Below are 19,389 nucleotides of genomic sequence, written 5' to 3'. Positions count from 1 at the left end.
AATGATGACCCTCAAAATATTTATAGGTAAAATTGTCTCCTTACTCCCACTCTTTAGTCATAGTATTCAGGAAACTTACAAGATCTCTAATCTCTCTTTTGCTTAATATAGCTTTCATATCAGGCATACTGGAAGGTGAATTTTTCCTTTCTGAAATATCACTGTTCAAGATCAATTTTTCAGGTTGAGAAGCTTCCTTAACTACAATTCCATTTTCCTTTTCTTCCATCAAGGTTCCATTTACTTTGGTACCATCATTCAAGACAAGCTGAACGAATCCAAATCCTGGAGCAAGTCTTTTACTTGGGTCAATTAAAGCTTCCAAAATTTGAGTTTTTGATAGCCTGTTGGCAACACCATTTAGGTGTGGTCCAGCAGTTCCTCCCATATCATCATATCCATGACATCTGATACATTGGGCAGTCTGATTTTGGAAGAAAATTCTTCTACCTGAAAAGACACTACCTCCCTCAAGAGCGCCACTATAAAGGGCTACAAGGTCACCATTCGTTCTTTCTTGCTGGATAGCATCAAAATTTGACTGAAGTTCAGCGGAACCAGTTTCAGCAACCGCTTCTTCCAATTCGATCATAATTTCATTTGGCAACTTGTCATTTTTCAAGTCTTCCAAAAGAACATCCCAAAGCGCTAAATCTGCAGAATTTGGAAGATTTCCAAGGCTCAATAAAGCAGCTTGTTTTTCTTCAGTCGACTTGTTTTGGATAACGTCTTGCAAGAGTTTTTCCATCAAATCTGTTGATATTTCAGTTTTGGTCAATAAATCAAGGCCAACCACTCTAACCTCCTTGGATCGGTCATTCATGGCTATTTCAATAGGCTCAGAAATATCCTCTGCATTTGTCTTAGCCAATGCCTTTATAGCCTCTTCCCTAACCTCATCAACAGGGTCACTTTTAAGTAAAGCTAATAGCTTAGGGTTAGCCTCTTTCAATTCTAAATTCCCAATTGCTTTTTCAGCTGCTATTCTAATGTTTGCATCACTATTTCCTAAAGCAGCAATTAAGGTACTTCCTACTGAATTTTGAACTGTTGCCAAATCTCTCTCAATCTCACCACGGTTTCTTCCATCTACCCGATCCAGAACTGATGGTTTAGCCCATGAGCCTACTGTGGCGATTGCCTCTGCTTTTAATATGGGATCAATCCCTCCTTTTGCGATATACCTCTTTAAATTCTCCAATGCCTTGTCAGTTCCAACTCGGAGATTTGCATTAATCGCTCTACGAATCAATGGTTCATTTTGAGAATTAGTGGTTAGCAACAAGTCTCCTAAAGCTGGTAAGGCCTCCTCTATAGAAAAGTCATCATTGATTGCTCTAGCTGCCTCTGTAACGATATACTCATCAGAATCATTTAAGAAAGCTGTAATTCCTGGATCAGCCAGTCTTCGTAATGCCAATACAGCTCCCAGTCTAGCGGCAGCAGAAGGATCATTTGATAAGGCAGTTATTGGCTCTACTTTTCCTATTCTTGCTAAAGCCAAACTGGCAGCATGTCTTAAATAGGCATCTTCGTCATTATTATCTTTTAGGACTTGAATCAGCCCTTCAATCGCAGGTTCATATGCTATTCTCCCAAGTGCCTCAGATGCAAAAAAGCGAACTCTAATCTCTGAATCCTGAAGAAGAGGTAATAAATTTTCTCCAGCTTTAGCATATTTAATATCCCCAAGCCATTTAGCTGCTTGGGCTCTGATTTCTGAATCTTGATCTTGTAGCAATGGAATTAAAGCATCTGCATAGGCCATGTCATCCATTCTTGCCAATTGACTAATTCCGACAATACTATGGATTCTTGCCAACTGGCTTCCTTGCTGATTAATAACTTTATTGAAAACTACTGAGCCATCTTCTCCTCTTTTTGCGAGTTCGAATTGAGCCTTTCTTCTGATTCTCATATCCTCATCTCCTAAGTAGCCTTCTAAAGCATCATCTGTGAGAGTTGTAAAATCTGTTTTCAAGACCTGAGCTGTAATTTTCCTGGCTTCAGAATTCTTTCCGGCAGTATCATCCAACTTCCAAACTCTCCCCGAATTTTTGGTGTTCCAACCATTGATCCAATCGGCAAAATACAAAGCCCCATCAGGCCCAAAATCTAATCCGGTTGCCAATACTCCTCCCATTACTTTTTCCGTCTCAGCAAGCTTAAAACTGGCTCCATCAGGCTCCAATTTGAAAGCATGGATCCCTGAGGCTGTTGGGTTCCCCACAAAAGAAGCTACGAAGAAGGTGTTTTTCCATTTATCTCCTAGAGCTGTTCCAGGGTTATACACCATTCCTGTAGGTCCGTTGACATAATTCAGGATAGGTGGTGTGATGTATGCTGCTTGACCTTCATGTCTTGGAATAAACAACTTCTCATCCATCCAAACTTTATAGATATTGTTTTTCGGATCTCTATACTTTCCAAACTGCCAGTTAGTTCTCCAACCTGTATCGGAGCCATTGACCAAATAGACTAATCTTTCACTTTCTCCACCATGATCCCCATCGTTGTCAACAGAAATCAGGTTATTATATTGATCAAAAGTAAATTCGTGGGTATTTCTCACACCCATAGCAAAAATCTCAAAATCACTTCCGTCGGGATTTGCTCTTGCTACCACTCCTCTGTTAGGGTATTTCCATTCGGTTCCATCTGGACCTTTACCGTTAAAGCCTATATCTCCTATTCCCCAATAAATTCTTCCATCAGGGCCCATTTCCAATCCTGACATTCCATGTCCCCCAAAACCAATGTGAATTCCATATCCATGAGAAATAGATTCTTTCTCATCCATGATTCCATCATTATTGTTGTCGGATAATCTCCATACATCAGGACCTACACCCACAAAAAGGTTGTCATTCAATTTTAATAAAGCTCCTGCAACATCAGTAACCTCATCATTGAAGTCTTTTACCATCAATTGAGAATAGTCAGCCATTCCATCGCCATCCTTATCCTCAATACGGTAAATTTCTTCCTGCTCAACAGTCATGTCTCTCCAGTCATGGGACCCATCACCATTGACATCAGCTAACCATGTGTTTTTATCGGAATTTTCTGGAGAAAGCGTTTTCCTTAGAAAAGCTCTTTTATCCTCAATCGTTTGAAGACTGATAGATTCGATTTCCCAGTCCTGATGACCCCTAATATCAAATTCTGAATTTTTTTGCCTGTTGGTTCTCGTATAGTATAGGCTACCGTCATCGGTAACTTGAATAGAGATAGGATCATATACCAACGAATCCACCGCCCAAATAGAAAGATCCAACCCATCAGCCAAAACAGGACTGACTTCATTATTGGCGGCATCTGCCATGGAAGCAATTTGATCTTTGGTAAGTGTTTTTTCTCTCAAGTCAATTTCTTCCTTCTGACAGGAAAAAATCAGAGTACACGTTGTGGCCAATAATAAATTGGCATAGGTCTTTTTCATCTTGGGTTGAGTCTTTAAGGTTATTGAGACCCCAAAATAAGGAAAATTGATGAGTGAAGTTTGCCGCTAAAAAAAAGATCTGCTGAAAAACAAAAATCCCGATCAAGGATCGGGATTTTGTTCACTTTAACCACTAACAACCATAAAACAAAAATGTAATAAGACTAAGCGGTGATTGAGCTTTGAGTCTTTGTAGTCCGTACGGGAATCGAACCCGTGTTTCATCCGTGAAAGGGATGCGTCCTAACCCCTAGACGAACGGACCTTGGGGGCACTACATTTTCAAATAAATAGCTAACTAACTAATAATCAGCCATTTTGTAGTCCGTACGGGAATCGAACCCGTGTTTCATCCGTGAAAGGGATGCGTCCTAACCCCTAGACGAACGGACCATTTTGCGCTGTTGAAAACTTGCTTTTTCAAATGGTTGTGCAAATATAGAAGGTACATTTTAGAATACCAATCCGAGCGCCAAAATTTCTTTGGTTTTTTGCTAAATGACTGAGTCAAAAGGAATAAAATTTTCTATTCTGCTATCCCAAGTCTTTTGCATAATTTTGACTCCAATAACCAATTGAATACAATGAACTCTACTTCTGGAAAAAGAATCGCCATTAATGGTTTTGGAAGAATAGGCAGATATACCGCTAAATTAATCTTAGAAAACAAGCATCTAAACCTTGTAGCAATCAATGATTTAGCAGAGCCTTCAGCAATTGCTCATCTTTTGAAATATGACTCTATCCATCGAAAATCTAAAGAATCTGTAGGCTTGGTGGACGGTAATTTGAAAGTGGGAGATCAGGAAATTCAGTTGTTTGGATGTTCTGACCCAGAAAAATTGCCTTGGAAAGAATGGGATGTTGATTTGGTGATTGAATGTACGGGAAGATTTACCGATCGTTTGGGAGCAGAAAAACATTTAACTGCTGGAGCCAAGAAAGTAATAATCTCAGCCCCTTCTCAGGACCCCAGTATCAAAATGATTGTTTTGGGAGTGAATGATCATATTCTTTCCGGAGAAGAGAAAATCATTTCTAATGCCTCCTGTACCACGAATTGCCTTGCACCTATGGTCAAGGTCCTGGATAATGAATTTGGCTTGAAAAAAGGCTATGCATCGACTGTGCACTCCTATACCAACGATCAAAACTTACATGACGCTCCTCATCGTGATCTAAGACGTGCGAGAGCTGCGGCCTACTCTATTATCCCTACGACAACGAATGCTGGCAAAGCTTTGGACATTGTAATGCCTGAAATCGCAGGAAAAATTGAGGCCTCGGCCATGCGAGTTCCCGTTCCAGATGGATCTTTAACAGATCTTATTGTGGAATTGAATAGGGAAGTAAGTCTGGATGAAATAAATAATGCCTTTAATAAAGCTGCTGGCACTTATCTAAAAGGATTTTTAGAGGTAGAAGATAATCCAATCGTGTCGATTGATATCATAGGTAATCCACATTCTTGCATCATAGACAGCCAATTAACTTCTTCCAAAGGAAATATGGTTAAAGTAATTGGCTGGTATGATAATGAAGCAGGTTATTCTAACCGACTTCTAAATCTTGCTATGAAAGTTTTGGATAACTGATCAGGATTTTACCCGATTGAGAGAAAGCATTTTCACGATGAAATTTGGAAGTGTTTTCTCTTGCTTGCGGTTTTTTAGATTCAGATACCAACCCCATTTTTCCATAATTGGAATTTTGTGGGTTTCTACCATTTCCACCAATGTTCCGTCTGGATCCTCTATGTAGGCAAAATGTCCTGCAGCTTTCCCCATATCAAATCCATTGTTACTATCCACTGTAAATGGAAAGCCGCTATCCTGTAGGCATGATTGAAGGTTTTTCATTCCACTCACATCAAAACAAACATGGATAAAACCTAAATCCCCCCAAAGCCTTCCATCATAGATTTTCTCTCTTTTGGAATCTTTAACTGCAATTAGTTCTACAGTCGTTTGACATAGTAAGCGTCCAAATGCACCTGTTCTTTTATTCGAACTTTGCAAAATGACCCGTGACATGGCTTCATTTTCTGCCAATAAAGGCGAAAAGTCTTCCCATACATCCGAACCGTCATATAAAAGCTCAGAATGTTGAAAATTACTTTGGTAAAGGGGAATTGATTTTTGAGTATCAGAAACACCTATTACAACACCTGAAACACCGCCGGTGAGGTCATTATTCTGAGAAAACCAGGATTTGTTTTCCTCTATTTCAAAAATATTACCGTATGGATCTTTTAAATAAAAATGCCAAACATCAATCGGGTTTTTGGAAGGTTTACCAAGCAGTTCCACACCTTCAGACTCCATAAAAGAATACGTTGACTGGATATCTTTGCAACGAATTTTCACAGCCAAAATTCCTAAGTCACCCCAAGTAACATTCTGAGTGGGGCCTGTTGGGGTGCGAGAGGTGAATTGCCAGATTTCGAAACCTCCTCCGCCTTGCATGTTCATTGCTAGGATTGCATGCCGTTTTTCAACTTTTCCTGCAGTGTAGCGCGTCATCAGCGCTGCTTCTGCACTATCTTGAAAAATCGGAACATCCATCTTAAATATTTTCCTATACCACTTCCAAGCTTCGTTGGCATCCTTTACTCCTATCCCTACTTGCTGGATACCATTAATGGTTGCTTTGTTCATTCCGATTTATTTACTAACAGCCTTCTTTTTATTAATGAGATTACAATATAGACTTTTGATCGAATTGGGATTTGATTTCATTAAAAAAAGTATAAAAGCGGCCAAATTTGCAACTTGCACTCTCAACCAGCTATTGGATTCATATTTCCTTGAAGAAACTGTGATTTCTCTTGGGATTATATGAAACTGCGAAGTTTTTCTGATTCTTCTGACCAAATCAAAATCTTCCATAATGCTATACTTTTCATCAAATCCGTCCAATTCTTCAAAAAATCTTCTCGTAATATAAAGGGTTTGATCTCCACCACCAGTAAAAATTCCATTAAATCGAGTAAACCAAGAATTAAGCTTTAAGTAAGAATTAGACTTATCGAACCTATATCGGTAACAACCAGCAACTTTCCCCATTTTACAATTTTTGATGATATCTAGGTCAAATCCTTTGACCGGTTTCACATCTGCATGGATAAAATAAAAAATAGAGGATTTGGCATGACTTGCAGCATAATTCATCTGGGCTGCCCTTCCTTTTTTGGGAGAAATAATAACAGTAGCACCAAGTGATTTTGCCACCTGAATACTTTGATCCGTACTCCCACCGTCTGAGACAATGATTTCTTCAACATGATCAGAAGAAAATTGTTGAATATGGGAAATGAGCGTTTTGAGGTTTTCTTCTTCGTTTAGAGTGGGAATAATGATCGATATGGATGGTTTTTCAATCATCCTTACGCCTAATCACATAATTTTTGATTGAATTTTCCAAGACCACTTTTTGTAAAACCCCATTCTCATAATAGAATGTATTAGTGTTGCCATTAACATCAATTGCGTAAACCCCAGGTTCCTCTTCAACGACCTGCGTCAACATGCCAAAGTTTTCTGAAATAAGCACATCTCCATCTTTAGGTTCTTCAAAATATAAGGTAGCTGGACTGGAATATACTTTTTGGTTTATAGGCTCTTTGTTTTCAAACTTGTAAGTATTGGCATTTACCTCATAGTGATCAGTTTCCCAATTAACAAATGTTTCAAAATCCCCCCGGTTGGAAATGGAATGGGTATAAGCCTCCATCAATTGTCCATTTTCATAATCAGCAGATTGGATAAACTCCACATGGACTTTACCGAAAAACCAAAATTCAACCAAGCTGTTTATCTCATAACTTTTTTGGGTACCATTGACCTTCTTCTGTGCAGTCATATCCCCTATTCTAAAGCCAGCTACCACGATATCATATCCTTGGGTAATGCTTTGCTCCTGTGCATAACTATTGGATGATATTGCCAATAATAAGAAGAGATAAATTAATGAAAATAAATGCTTTAATGTCATATAGTTAAAGTTAGGAATTAGTAAATAGATTTCTCTACCATTTAACTCTTTTCCTGTAGTTTTAAAATTTGTCTTTTACTTTTTCCCAATCTTCTTCATTGTCCACATCTGATAAAACGGGCAATGTCTCGTAGGTTTTATTTAGCTTTAAAATTGCTTTTTTTGTCATTTCACAAACTGCAGCACTACTCCAAGGGATATCAACGAACAACTCTGGTGAAAATTTATTCATTCCCAATAAATAGTACCCTCCATCTTCGGCTGGACCTATTACAAAGTTATTCTTCTTCAATGCAGAAAATGCTTTTTCTACAAGTTCTGAGGTGATATCAGGACAATCTGTTCCAATGATCAATAGTTGATCATATCCTTGGTTAAACTGCTCTTGAAAGGCTTTATTCATTCTTTGACCTAGATTCCCAGCCGGTTGAACAAAGTATTTCTGATTACTGTCTTTCGGCTCATTTTCTAAATAATCAGAATAATAAACTATTCTATCAATGGGAAGTGATTCTAGGTGTTGATGGGTCCTTTTTAGTAACTTTTTATAAATGGATAAAGCCATTTCATCTCCCAAACTTGCAGCTAATCGAGTTTTGACCTTTCCTAGGACAGCATTTTTTTGGAATATTATTATTCCTTGTTTCATTAAGAATGTTTCGTTTTAATATTTGGATTAAGGCATTTACAATATGTTAAAATATTTACGATAGTTCATGAATAAGTAGACTAATGTGTTGCGACATTTTTCGTAATTTATTTGTGATCAACCCTGTAAAATGGATCTCAATTTATTAATCCATTCATTTTCTTAGCCTTAGAAATTTTTTGTGCATAATTCAGTTTAATTATTCGAAAAAAATGGAACTGAAAGTTTTTAGTATCGTTTTAACCTACATAATCTATAGACTTTAAATAATAATAAAATGGCTTTACGACTAGGAGATGTTGCTCCAAACTTTACAGCAGAAACTTCAGAAGGGAAAATTGATTTTTATGAGTATCTGGGCGACGGATGGGGAGTCCTTTTTTCTCACCCTGCCGATTATACCCCAGTTTGTACCACTGAACTTGGAACAGTCGCAAAACTTAAGGATGAGTTTGCAAAAAGAAACACAAAAGTCTTAGCACTAAGTGTGGATGGGCTGGAAAGCCATAAAGGATGGATCTCAGACATCAATGAAACCCAAAATTGTACGGTTAACTTCCCTATCATCGCAGATGAGGATAAAAAGGTATCGTCTCTTTATGATATGATTCACCCCAATTCCAATGAGAAATTTACAGTTCGTTCTGTTTTTGTGATAGGTAATGATAAAAAAATCAAGCTAATCATCACTTATCCAGCAAGTACTGGAAGAAATTTTGATGAATTACTAAGAGTTATTGATTCTTTACAATTAACTGCAAATTATTCAGTAGCAACTCCAGCGAATTGGAAACAAGGAGAAGATGTGGTTATTGCACCTGCAATTTCTAATGAGGAAATCCCTTCTAAGTTCCCGAAAGGACATAAAGTGGTCAAACCTTATTTGAGAACTACACCACAACCAGACTTATAAAAAAAGCGGGTTAGAATTTCTAACCCGCTTTTTTTATGCTTTTAACGATTCGACCAAATCCATGGTATGTTTGATCGTCTCTTTCAATTTCCCAAATTCTCCAGCTTCGACTAAATCCTTCCGGAATAATTGAGAGCCCATTCCGACACAACACACTCCAGAATCAAACCAGGACTTCAAATTTTCAATCTTAGGCTCGACACCACCAGTAGGAATTAATTCCACCGTAGGCAATACCGCATGAACTGCTTTGACAAAGTCAGTTCCCAAAATATTGGCAGGATAAATCTTAACCAATTCTGCTCCATGTTCCTGAGCGAAATATACTTCCGAAACTGAACCACAACCTGGAATCCAAGGAATATCTAGCTTCTTACAATATTCTCCCAATTTGGGATTCATAACAGGTGCGACTATAAATTCAGCACCCATATCTAAAAATACCTCAGCCTGTGCTGGCGTATATATGGTCCCTACTCCAAGGTATAAACCTGGCATTTGATCTGCCGCTTTTCTTAAGGCCGGGAAAATGGATTTAGCCTCAGCGCCTCTATCTACCATTTCTATGACTCTAATACCACCTTCATAGGCAATCTCAAGCATTTTAAGGCATTTGGCTTCATCTGGGTTGAAAAAAATCGGCATCACACCGGCACTATACATTCTTTTAATAAAGGGTGTTGGGTTTCTCATTTTTATCTTTTGATTTTTCCGATGGATTCTCCGGCTACAATTTCTAGTATTTCTTCTTCTGAACAAAGCAAAACATCACCTGGCACACTATGTTTTAATGCTCCTGCTGCCATCCCAAATTCTATGGCAAACTGAGGTTCATTAGTTAATAAACCATGAATTAAACCTCCGGCAAAGGCATCGCCCGTGCCAACTCTATCCACAATTGGAGTAAGATCATACTCTCGCGAATGATAAATATTTTCTCTGCTACTTAGGCTTGCAGAGATCCTATTATGAGAGGAGCTAATAGAGGTGCGGTTGGTTTTGGTGATGTATTTAAGGTTTTCAAACTTATTAAAAGCTCCAGCCTTAGCTGACTCAAAATCATCAAATTCTGTATTTAAACAATTATTAAAGTCTCTATCACTTGCAATCATTACATGAGTCAAGGCCATGAGATTAGGCATGATTTCATGTGGCTTTTTGCCATAATTCCAGAGATTGCTTCGATAATTCAAATCACCAAAAACAGTGATATTTCTCTTATTTGCTTCCTTGAGAACATGCAGAGTAAAGTCAGCACATTCTTGCGATAAAGCTGGAGTAATACCAGACCAATGAACAGCATCCGTACCCTCTAAAATCTCTTCCCAATTAAAATTTTTGTAATCGACTTTAGTAAATACTGAATCAGCTCTATCATATAATATTTTAGAACTTCTTTGGATGGCTCCCTGCTCAAGGAAATACACCCCTATTCTACCTTCTTCGAATTGAATAAACTGGGTGTCAATTCCATTTTTTCTTAAACAAGCTGCGGCAGCTTTTCCAATTTCATGATTTGGAAAAGTTGTTAAATGAATCACATGATGTTCCCAAAATGCCAAAGCAGTTCCTACATTTGCCTCAGATCCTCCAAATTCCATTTGAAGCTGGTGAGTTTGAAAAAATCGCTCATTGGATGGCGGTGATAGACGAAGCATTACTTCGCCTAAAGAAACAATTTTTTTCATGGAAGAATTTATTTTCTATAATTTCAAAGCTGAAAACTAAGATAAGCAATTTAACATATGATAAACAAAGCACTTTGTTTAGACCCTGCTGATAATGTAGGGGTGGCATTAACTGATCTTAAACCTGGTGATAGCTATGCTTTAAATGGGGCTAAAGGTCAAATTATCAGTGAAGTATCTTCTAAACATAAGTTTGCATTAGAGGATTTATCCGTAGGTGAAGATATTTTGATGTATGGGACAATTGTCGGTGAAACTACTCAGGAAATCAAAGCCGGAGAGGCTGTTACCCTTGCAAATATTAAGCATAAAATCAGAGACTTTAAGGAATCTGGAGCTACTTACGAATGGTCTTCTCTTGATGTAAAAAGATGGAGTGATAAAACTTTCATGGGTTATGAAAGAGCTGATGGTCAGGTAGGTACAGCAAATTACTGGCTTGTTATGCCAATGGTATTTTGTGAAAACACCAATGTTAAATTATTGCAGGATGCCTTTGAAAAGGCTTTGGGGTTTGCAGTAGATAATCCTTACGAAAACCAGGTTAGAAACTTAGTTGCTGCCTATCAACAGGAAAAATTTACGGAATCGGTTTCGGCTCCATTACAAGATACCAACTCAAAAGTATTTGAAAATATTGATGGGGTTCGCTTCTTAACCCATGAAGGAGGCTGCGGCGGCACCCGTAGAGACTCTGATACACTTTGCGCTTTATTAGCAGGTTATATCAACCATCCGAATGTGGCAGGTGCTACTATTTTAAGTTTGGGCTGTCAAAATGCCCAGGTTTCCATTTTGAAAGAGAGCTTAAGTAAAATTCAAAAAGGTGCTTCTAAGCCTGTTATTGTCTGTGACCAACAAGAAGAAGGAACCACGAAGGTATTATTAGAAAAAGCAGTGAAGGAAACTTTTGCAGGTTTAGTAGAAGCAAATAAAATCCCTAGAACACCTGCTCCCCTATCTAAATTGGTTATTGGCCTTGAATGTGGTGGATCTGATGGTTTTTCTGGAATTTCAGCCAATCCAACATTAGGACAGGTTTCGGATATGGTGATCTCTTTAGGGGGTGCAGCCATATTATCTGAGTTTCCTGAATTATGTGGTGCAGAGCAAACACTTATTGACCGATGCAAAACCCCAGAGATTTCAGATAAATTCATTCGATTAATGGATGAATATGCCAGAGCAGCAGAAAATGTGGGAAGTGGTTTTGATATGAATCCAAGTCCTGGCAATATCAAAGATGGCTTATTGACTGATGCCATCAAGTCTTGCGGAGCCGCGAAAAAAGGAGGAACTGCTCCTGTTTCTGATGTTCTTGATTATACTGAGTATATCAAAGAAAAAGGCTTGAACTTATTATGCACACCTGGGAATGATGTGGAAAGCACCACAGGATTGGCAGGTAGTGGAGCCAATGTTATTTTGTTTTCAACAGGTTTAGGTACTCCAACTGGAAATCCTGTTTGTCCTGTAATCAAAGTTTCTACAAATGACAAACTAGCAGCAAGAATGCCAGATATCATTGATTTTAATACAGGTGGAATTATTTCTGGAGAAGAAACAATAGAATCTGCTGGAGATAAGCTATTGGAATTAATTGTTGATGTGGCTTCAGGTAGAGTAAAAACCAAAGCAGAGCAGAAAAAGAACTATGACTTTATCCCTTGGAAACGAGGAGTATCTTTATAAAGAAAAAGCTAAGCTATAACCTCAAAAAAAGAGCGCTTACCTTATGGAAAGCGCTCTTTTGATTTAAATAAATTTCAAACTAATGAAAGTTGAATAACAAGTTTAGTAGATTATACGTCCCGAAATAGTACTCATTCCTTTCCCATTCAAAGGGTTAAAATGACCTTTCACGGTTGCAGTTCCGGTTGCTCCTTCAAATTTACCTGTACCATTAATTATTTCAACTTCTGCTACAAATTCCATTCTATCGGGACCTACAGGACTTACCTGGTTATTAATATTTTTGAACCAAACAGAGTTTCCTTTTCCATCTGTTGTAATTGAGCTTACTTCATCAGGAATATTTGTTAAGCCTAAAGCTGCAAGTTCCTCTCCATAGAATTGGGTAACAGGTCTACCTTTCGTTTCTAAACCTTCTGCTCCTACTGTTGCAAATTGGTTCAAGAAAGAATAAGCTTTCCCCATATGAGAAGAGTTTCCTAAGCCGGCACCTGGATAATAAGCTGGAGCACCATAATCTGGAATAAAACCTTCTACAGGTATAAGACTGATTTGGTTGGTAAAGCGTTCAAAATAATTTCTTTCTACTGCTTTCCTTGCATTGACATCAGAAACATTAGCTTCTGCAAAAGCGACTTCATTTTGTGATTTAGAAGCCTCAATTTGATTTGGTTCCTGAAGATCACTCATACAAGAAGAGGCAAATAGAAGTCCTGTAAGACCTAGAAAACTAAGTCTTTTAAACATAAAATTTTTCATATTTTTATTAAGGTTGGTTGTGGGTAAAACATAATTATTTTTTCCAACCAGTTTTGAAAAGGGTGTGATTTGGGTGATTTCAAAACCTTATGGGCAATAATACGCTTTTTATACCAAATTAAATGCCAATTATTTCAAATCAACAATAAAAAAGTTTGCTTTCGATCCTTTGGAACGGATTTCTCTTGCTTTGGTGTATTTCTCAGAATAGTACCATTTTTCTGCAGTCTCCCGATCTTTGAATTCAAGCATCACTAGCCTATCATGATTCCACTCTCCTTCCAAAACTTGAATTGGGTTACCTCGAATTATGAATTTCCCACCATATTCTGCTATTGATTCAGGTGTATGCTTCTTATACTCCTCGTAAATATCCTGGTCATGTATATCCACTTCTACTAAAACATAAGCCGGCATAATAAATTGATTTTTAGTGTTTTAATTATTGAAACCCAAACCTGCAGCATACCTGGTTTTGGCATTGGCGATCTTTCTTTTTGAGATCAATTCATTCAAAGTCAATTTAGAGTCAAATACTGATACTTCTCTTGCATTGACTAAAAATAGACTACTCTCTCCTATTTCAAACCTTCTCACCTCTCCTTGAAGTAAAGCTTCCAAACTAAAGACATTCTGCTCAAAAGTTAGAATTTGAGAGTTTAGGTTTTCCAGATTATTTAATTCACTCTCGAGTTTCGTCCTCAATTGAATTTCTTTAATGTCTCTAGAATTTTGTTTGAAATCAATTTTTGCTTTTGCCAATCCTAATGATCCTCGAGATTTCCTTAAAAACAAGGGAGTATAAACAGAGATCCCCCATTTATAATTATTCTCAAAAAATCCTGCATTGTCGAAGTCATTTAAACTTTCTGTCAGGAAATTGTACTTCAATTTTACCACGGGAATAATCTGTTGAGCTTTTAACTTTCTCTCCACATCCAAACTTGCCAACTCGAAATCTGCAATTTGGAGTTCCGGATGTGAGGCCACCATGGTTCTTAACTCTTCTTTATTTACAATAGTCGTGAAATCAGCCTCTAGCCTTTCAGGATAAATCTCCTCATTTAGATTGATTGGATTTCCTTCCTCATCCCATAAATATGTGTTTAGCTCCTGCGTAGTGGCGAAAAGTGTATTCTGGGCTGCCTGAAGTTTATATTGTCTGTTGAGTAATTGAGAAAAAGCCTCTACCGTATCGATTGCTGCCACATCACCAAACTTAAAACTGGATTTGACAGCTCTATAACGAATTTCAGCTAATTCTACCCCCTCCTTTAATACTTCTTGATTTGAATAGGCTAGCGCCCATCTCCAATACATATCAGTTGCCTGAAGGTAAAGTGAATTCAGCATCTGCCTTCTTTGAGACTCTGTTGATTGTTGGTACAGTTGCGCTTGTCTTAAAGCGGCTCTTCTTTGATCTAAAATAAGGCCTTGGCCTAAATTTACGGAGGCACCAGCAGTGAACAACCCATCATTAGGGACATTGCTTTCCGGGTTTAAATATTTCCCAGTATTCTGTTCATAAGATCCATTCAATTCAATTCCTGCCCATGTTGGAATACTGATTCCAGCCTCTCTCTTATCGTAGTAAAGAGTTTCATTGTAGGATTTTTTATCCAGGTTTCCATATATCATGGGATCAAACCCTCCTCTCGCCGTTCTCACTTCCATATCTCCCATGACAGTATTCAATTCTGCCTGGGTAGCCATTGGATGATACTCTAGCACCCATTCCATGAAGGAATCATAAGCCAAGGTGTCAATTTCCTGAGCTTTGGAATTAAAGAAAAATCCACAAAGAAGTAAAGTGATTAAAATTGATCTCATTATTTCTTATTTGCGGCAGCTTCTTTTTCATCTCGGGTATAATAGTCAGCAGGGAAACCATTTAACTGACGCCATAACTCATACCAAACTGGAACATCATTCAGCAAGGCAATACCATCAGCCCCAGAACCCATTCTTAGCATTTCAGGCCAAGGTTCCTCTTCAGGATCTTGAGCTACTAAAACTCTGTATTGATTATTGGTGCCAGCGTATTGGTCAATTGCAATAACTACTCCGCCAAAAGTACCATTGGAAATTTTAGGCCATCCAGAAAAAACAATTGCTGGCCATCCATCGAAGATAAATCGGACCTTATTTCCAGTTTTTATCAAAGGTAAATCTACCGGCTGCACATACATTTCAACAGCTAAATCTGTTTCAGAAGGAATAATATTTAAAATTTGTTCACCTTCTTTGATTGTCTCTCCAATTCCGACTTGTATTGCTTTGGCCAAGTAACCATCTTGAGGTGCTAGAATGTATCTAAAACCCGTTCTAGCTTCATAATTGGAATATTGGTTCTCTAGCTTTGTGGTACTGGCTTCTGCATCATATTGGGATGACATAGCAGTGTATATTTCAGATCGAGTCTTTGCTATTTTATCCCTAAACTCATTATCAATAGTATTCAAATCAATTCTAGCTGTAATCATCTCGTTTTGACTAATCAAATAGTCGTTTTCAACAGATAATAATTTAGCTTGAACATCTTGAAATTTTAGTCTCCTTGATTCCAAATCTGTCAAAGACCGTAGACCTTCGGCATATAATTGTTCAGCTCTATCCAACTGTTTTTGTCCAATATCAAAATTCACCTTTGCTTGTTGAAACTTAATGCTATCGGATTGAACCTTCAATTCAGCCATTTTAAGTTTATTCTCAGCTTGCTGAATCTTAAGAACATTGTTTTCTCTCAATGCTTGTAATTGCGCTTGAAGTGCTCCTACTTTCTCTTTATATGCTTCCACGGAAAGTGATTTTGCATCAACCTGCATTTGTGTTCTGGGTAAAAGCATGGAATCAAAATACTCATCCTTAATCTCAGATATTCTCAAAATAGTATCTCCTCTACTCACAAATGCGCCCTCTGAGACATACCATTTTTCTATTCTACCTGCAATGATAGAGTGAATAGTTTGTGCTCTCTGTTCAGGTTTCACTGCCGTCACATACCCTTTGGAACGAATACTCTGTGTCCAAGGTAGAAACAAGGAAATAAATACGATCGCAATCAACCAAGCCAGCAGTTTGATTCTCTTCTGGCTTTCCTTTTCTGGCAAAGTCATCATGAGACTTTTTGCTCCACTAAAAGGAATTTTGTCTTTGATTTTATTGCTGGAAATATTCAGCATGGCTTAATTATTCTTATTTCTAAATTCTAAATAGGATTTATAAGGTCCCTGGAACAAAACCTTTCCTTTATCCATCACTAATACCTCTTCGGCTTTTTCCAGAATTGCTGGATCCTCTGTAATCATTAACAAAGTCCAATTACCATTCATTAAGTAATTGACCAGCCTTTCTTTATTTTCTGGATGAACATAGCGAAGTGCATTTTCCATCATGATTGCTTTAGGGCCTCCCACCAGACTTCTGGCTACTAAAATACTTTGGGCCAAATATTTTGGCAATCCCTTACCTTCGGGTTGGAGTTCAGAGTCAAGATCTTGTGGTAGTTGGTAGATATAATCTCTCAACCCAACCAAATCCAAAATGAAATCAAAATGGCTTGGTTCTACATCTCTCCCTACCAGAATATTTTCCTTTATTGTCCCTTGAAAAATCTCACCAACTTCTAAGCAGTCACCTAGCATGGATCTATATTTTTCTAATTGGATCATATCTATAGAAAGGTCATTGACTTCAATAGTACCCTTATAATCTTCATAAAGACCAGATAGTAGTGCTAATAAGGCACTTTTCCCACTACCACTTCTCCCTGTAACGGCCACTTTTTTGCCTGCTGGAATTTCTAATGAAATATCACGAATGATAGGACTGTTGGAATCCTGAGGATGAAAAACCACATTTTGCATCCCAAACTTCAATCCTTCCGGTTTGGAAACCACTACTTTGTCTGTCCCTTCACTACGCTCTAAATCCAAGTCCATCACCACCCCCAATTTTTCCACTGCAACAAGTGTATCATAAACAGTTTCTAATGATAAGATCAGCTTCTCCACTGAATTTACTACCAAAATGATTACCACTTCCGCTGCCACAAACTGGCCAATACTGATCTGTTCATTGATTAACAAAAAGCTACCGGCAACAAGCAAACTTGTTACAATCAGTACTTTAAAAACAATCATGATCTTATACTGAAAAATAAGAACAGAAAAGTGCTTCGTTCTAAAATCTACATATCGCTGGATTAACTTATCTGCTCTAAGGATAGGTAACCTGGTATTTCCTACCAATTTGAATGTGTTCAGCGTCCTACCAATTTCCTGAAGCCAATAGGCAGTTTGGTACTTATAAGTAGATTCTTTTAGTGCTGTTTCCATTCCCTTTGGGCTGGTGTAATAAAAGATGATCGCTAAAAGACCAAATAAGATAATACCGAATAGAATAAAGGTAGGATGGTAAAATGATAATAGAAGTAGACCAAAAATCATTTGTAGTAAAGCAGTGGTAAAATCCACTAGAAGTTTTGAAATCCCCTTTTGCAAGTTGATCGTATCAAAAAATCTATTGACGATCTCTGGACCATACTCACCATGTAAATTCTCTGTTTTAACCCTTGGTAAGCGATAGGCAAGTGACAAGCCTGATTTTGAGAAAATACGTTGTTGTAATTTCTCCGTAATCTGTAATTGAGAAATCTGAAGAAATCCTCCAAAGGCTACACCTAAGGCTACTACAATCACCAAAAGAATCCAGGAGGTGGTAACTCTTCCCCCTAGAATGAAATTCAGTATAGCTTGAATTCCCAATGGTAATGTTAAGGCTACAAGACCATTTAATATGGCATAAAAATAAATACCATATACTTGATTTTTCTCTTCCTTCAGAAGGTTAAAAAACCTATTCAGGGGTGTAAAAATACCTTTACTAATCATTTACTATCGTTTTGGTGACCATTTGGTAAAAGAATTGGAATTTCCCATTACTCTCTAGGCTAAACTCGGTCATATTAGGTAAGTGTAATATATGAAATGCCTGTAAAAGGCTTGCTTCCATTACTGTAGAAACCAATGTTTTTGGATGTTTATAGGTAGGGCTTATTTCCGTAATAATCGCAGAGATACGATCACTAAAGTGATATAATTGAGAAAAGACCCCACTTTCATGTTCCAAATCCACACTTTTGGTTAAATAACCTTTTAATGATTCATTAATAACTATTTGTCTTAATTCATTTGGGTTTAAATAATCATTCTGAAGTTTCAAGGGGCCATTAACCAATAGTCTGATGGCAATTCCTAATCGCTCATAAGGATCTTCTAAGTTTGCCGTAGCCAAGACCAAATTATGCTCCATCCAAGCCCAATACCATGCCGTGAGATATAACAGAAACTTATGTTTGTTTTCAAAGTATCTGTAAATGGCAGGCTCCGTCCCTCCTATTTTTTCAGAAAGTTTCTTGAAAGTAAAATGTTCCATCCCCAATTCAAGTAAAAGTTTAGAACCTTCCTTGACAATCGCAGTTCCCAATTCAGAACTAAAGGGTTCCTTGATGTAGAGCTGGTCGCTCACCTCAACTTTCAAATGTTTTAGAATGTATTCCATTTTTTTTGCTAGAGTATTTACTCTACGAGAGAATTTTTACTTTGTTTAGTAAAGCTTCTACTTTTGTTAGTAATATTCACAAAATTAACCTGAAGATACTATTCTATTGATTTTTAGGTAATTCTTAAGGAAACACAACCCTGTCCTAATTGTTTGATTTACATAAAAAAACATGATTTGTAAACAATCGACTGCTCTTAAGCCTATTTATTCTAAAAAAATACTTTTAACGCTCAGATTGTTGAAATAAATTGAAAACAGCATTTACAAATGCTTTCTAGTATCCTCTATATTTTAATTTACCTAAGGCATATAGATAGAGAACTTTAGAATAGCGTAGCATAGCCGGAAACAAAATTAAGTTTCCTACAAGGACCGTAGTTAAATACATCCATAGCTCAGGCTCCTCAATCAGGATATTAATAGCTGTTAATGCAGTGATGACAAGTGCTACCGAGAAGGCATAGCTGATATACATGGCTCCATAATAAAAATCAGGTTCAGGATTAAGATTTGCCTGACAAACAGAGCAATTATGGTTGATCGCAGATAATTTCTTAAAACTAAAAACTGAAACGGGGAATAAATGACCCTCTCTACATTGTGGACATTTCGCTTTTAATATGGACTGAACGCTACTAATTTTACTCATTAATCTTTTTTTGGAAAGCTAAAATCTATTGCACAAGTA

The 19,389-nt window shown here is 37.5% G+C and carries 17 protein-coding genes and 2 tRNA genes; 3 read left to right on the top strand and 16 right to left on the bottom strand.

Going from position 1 to position 19,389, the window contains the following annotated elements; all coding sequences use genetic code 11:
* Positions 1–40: 40 nt before the first annotated feature.
* The 3 genes from ALPR1_RS11145 to ALPR1_RS11135 all read right to left on the bottom strand — a co-directional run bounded on the left by ALPR1_RS11145 (position 41) and on the right by ALPR1_RS11135 (position 3,835).
* Positions 41–3,442 carry a HEAT repeat domain-containing protein gene (locus tag ALPR1_RS11145; RefSeq protein WP_008200747.1) on the bottom strand — a complete coding sequence of 1,134 codons (3,402 nt, stop codon included), beginning with the start codon at positions 3,440–3,442 and terminating at the stop codon, positions 41–43.
* A 193-nt stretch (positions 3,443–3,635) separates the two neighbouring features.
* Positions 3,636–3,707: transfer RNA gene (locus tag ALPR1_RS11140), tRNA-Glu, on the bottom strand.
* Positions 3,708–3,763: 56 nt separating this feature from the next.
* Positions 3,764–3,835, bottom strand: a tRNA-Glu gene (locus ALPR1_RS11135).
* 191 nt (positions 3,836–4,026) lie between these two features.
* Between ALPR1_RS11135 and gap the strand changes: the two genes are divergently transcribed.
* On the top strand, positions 4,027–5,037 hold the full coding sequence (gene gap, locus ALPR1_RS11130) for a type I glyceraldehyde-3-phosphate dehydrogenase (protein WP_008200746.1): 1,011 nt from the start codon (positions 4,027–4,029) through the stop codon (positions 5,035–5,037).
* Here gap and ALPR1_RS11125 read toward each other — a convergent pair whose 3' ends face one another.
* The 4 genes from ALPR1_RS11125 to ALPR1_RS11110 form a co-directional block, all read right to left on the bottom strand.
* Positions 5,038–6,099 (bottom strand): VOC family protein, encoded by a 1,062-nt coding sequence (locus tag ALPR1_RS11125; RefSeq protein ID WP_008200745.1) that lies wholly within the window; start codon positions 6,097–6,099, stop codon positions 5,038–5,040.
* Between the two features lie 6 nt (positions 6,100–6,105).
* Complete coding sequence (locus ALPR1_RS11120) at positions 6,106–6,825, bottom strand: TIGR04283 family arsenosugar biosynthesis glycosyltransferase (protein ID WP_008200744.1); 720 nt, start codon at positions 6,823–6,825, stop codon at positions 6,106–6,108.
* Positions 6,818–7,435, bottom strand: coding sequence for a DUF6134 family protein (locus ALPR1_RS11115; RefSeq protein WP_008200743.1), 618 nt, complete (start codon positions 7,433–7,435; stop codon positions 6,818–6,820). The genes ALPR1_RS11120 and ALPR1_RS11115 overlap by 8 nt, the downstream gene beginning before the upstream one ends.
* A 61-nt stretch (positions 7,436–7,496) precedes the next feature.
* Complete coding sequence (locus ALPR1_RS11110) at positions 7,497–8,084, bottom strand: TIGR04282 family arsenosugar biosynthesis glycosyltransferase (RefSeq protein WP_008200741.1); 588 nt, start codon at positions 8,082–8,084, stop codon at positions 7,497–7,499.
* A gap of 277 nt (positions 8,085–8,361) precedes the next feature.
* Here ALPR1_RS11110 and ALPR1_RS11105 point away from each other — a divergent pair, with 277 nt between their 5' ends.
* Complete coding sequence (locus tag ALPR1_RS11105) at positions 8,362–8,997, top strand: peroxiredoxin (protein ID WP_008200739.1); 636 nt, start codon at positions 8,362–8,364, stop codon at positions 8,995–8,997.
* A gap of 33 nt (positions 8,998–9,030) precedes the next feature.
* On the opposite strand, the gene ALPR1_RS11100 is transcribed toward ALPR1_RS11105, so the two are convergent.
* Positions 9,031–9,690 (bottom strand): beta/alpha barrel domain-containing protein, encoded by a 660-nt coding sequence (locus tag ALPR1_RS11100; protein ID WP_008200737.1) that lies wholly within the window; start codon positions 9,688–9,690, stop codon positions 9,031–9,033.
* 2 nt (positions 9,691–9,692) lie between these two features.
* The gene (locus ALPR1_RS11095) at positions 9,693–10,685 is read right to left on the bottom strand and encodes a sugar kinase (RefSeq protein WP_008200736.1); all 993 of its coding nucleotides are present in this window, start codon (positions 10,683–10,685) and stop codon (positions 9,693–9,695) included.
* 57 nt (positions 10,686–10,742) lie between these two features.
* On the opposite strand from ALPR1_RS11095, the gene ALPR1_RS11090 reads away from it, so the two are divergent.
* On the top strand, positions 10,743–12,377 hold the full coding sequence (locus tag ALPR1_RS11090) for a UxaA family hydrolase (protein WP_008200735.1): 1,635 nt from the start codon (positions 10,743–10,745) through the stop codon (positions 12,375–12,377).
* A 102-nt stretch (positions 12,378–12,479) separates the two neighbouring features.
* Here the strand turns inward: ALPR1_RS11090 and ALPR1_RS11085 are convergent, their stop codons facing one another.
* The 7 genes from ALPR1_RS11085 to ALPR1_RS11055 form a co-directional block, all read right to left on the bottom strand.
* The gene (locus tag ALPR1_RS11085) at positions 12,480–13,136 is read right to left on the bottom strand and encodes a hypothetical protein (protein WP_008200734.1); all 657 of its coding nucleotides are present in this window, start codon (positions 13,134–13,136) and stop codon (positions 12,480–12,482) included.
* Between the two features lie 129 nt (positions 13,137–13,265).
* Positions 13,266–13,553, bottom strand: coding sequence for a DUF1330 domain-containing protein (locus ALPR1_RS11080; protein WP_008200733.1), 288 nt, complete (start codon positions 13,551–13,553; stop codon positions 13,266–13,268).
* A 21-nt stretch (positions 13,554–13,574) separates the two neighbouring features.
* Complete coding sequence (locus ALPR1_RS11075) at positions 13,575–14,966, bottom strand: TolC family protein (RefSeq protein ID WP_008200732.1); 1,392 nt, start codon at positions 14,964–14,966, stop codon at positions 13,575–13,577.
* On the bottom strand, positions 14,966–16,318 hold the full coding sequence (locus ALPR1_RS11070) for an HlyD family secretion protein (RefSeq protein ID WP_008200731.1): 1,353 nt from the start codon (positions 16,316–16,318) through the stop codon (positions 14,966–14,968). Before ALPR1_RS11070 ends, ALPR1_RS11075 begins: the two co-directional genes overlap by 1 nt.
* A gap of 3 nt (positions 16,319–16,321) precedes the next feature.
* Positions 16,322–18,028 (bottom strand): peptidase domain-containing ABC transporter, encoded by a 1,707-nt coding sequence (locus tag ALPR1_RS11065; RefSeq protein WP_008200730.1) that lies wholly within the window; start codon positions 18,026–18,028, stop codon positions 16,322–16,324.
* A complete protein-coding gene (locus ALPR1_RS11060; RefSeq protein ID WP_008200728.1) occupies positions 18,021–18,698 on the bottom strand; it encodes a TetR/AcrR family transcriptional regulator in 678 nt (225 codons plus the stop codon). Before ALPR1_RS11060 ends, ALPR1_RS11065 begins: the two co-directional genes overlap by 8 nt.
* A 277-nt stretch (positions 18,699–18,975) precedes the next feature.
* Entirely contained in the window at positions 18,976–19,350 is a 375-nt protein-coding gene (locus ALPR1_RS11055) for a DUF983 domain-containing protein (protein ID WP_008200725.1), read from the bottom strand.
* Between the last annotated feature and the right edge of the window lie 39 nt (positions 19,351–19,389).

It is taken from the genome of Algoriphagus machipongonensis (assembly GCF_000166275.1).
GTDB classification, from domain to species: domain Bacteria; phylum Bacteroidota; class Bacteroidia; order Cytophagales; family Cyclobacteriaceae; genus Algoriphagus; species Algoriphagus machipongonensis.
This window is presented reverse-complemented; position numbering and strand designations above follow the sequence as displayed.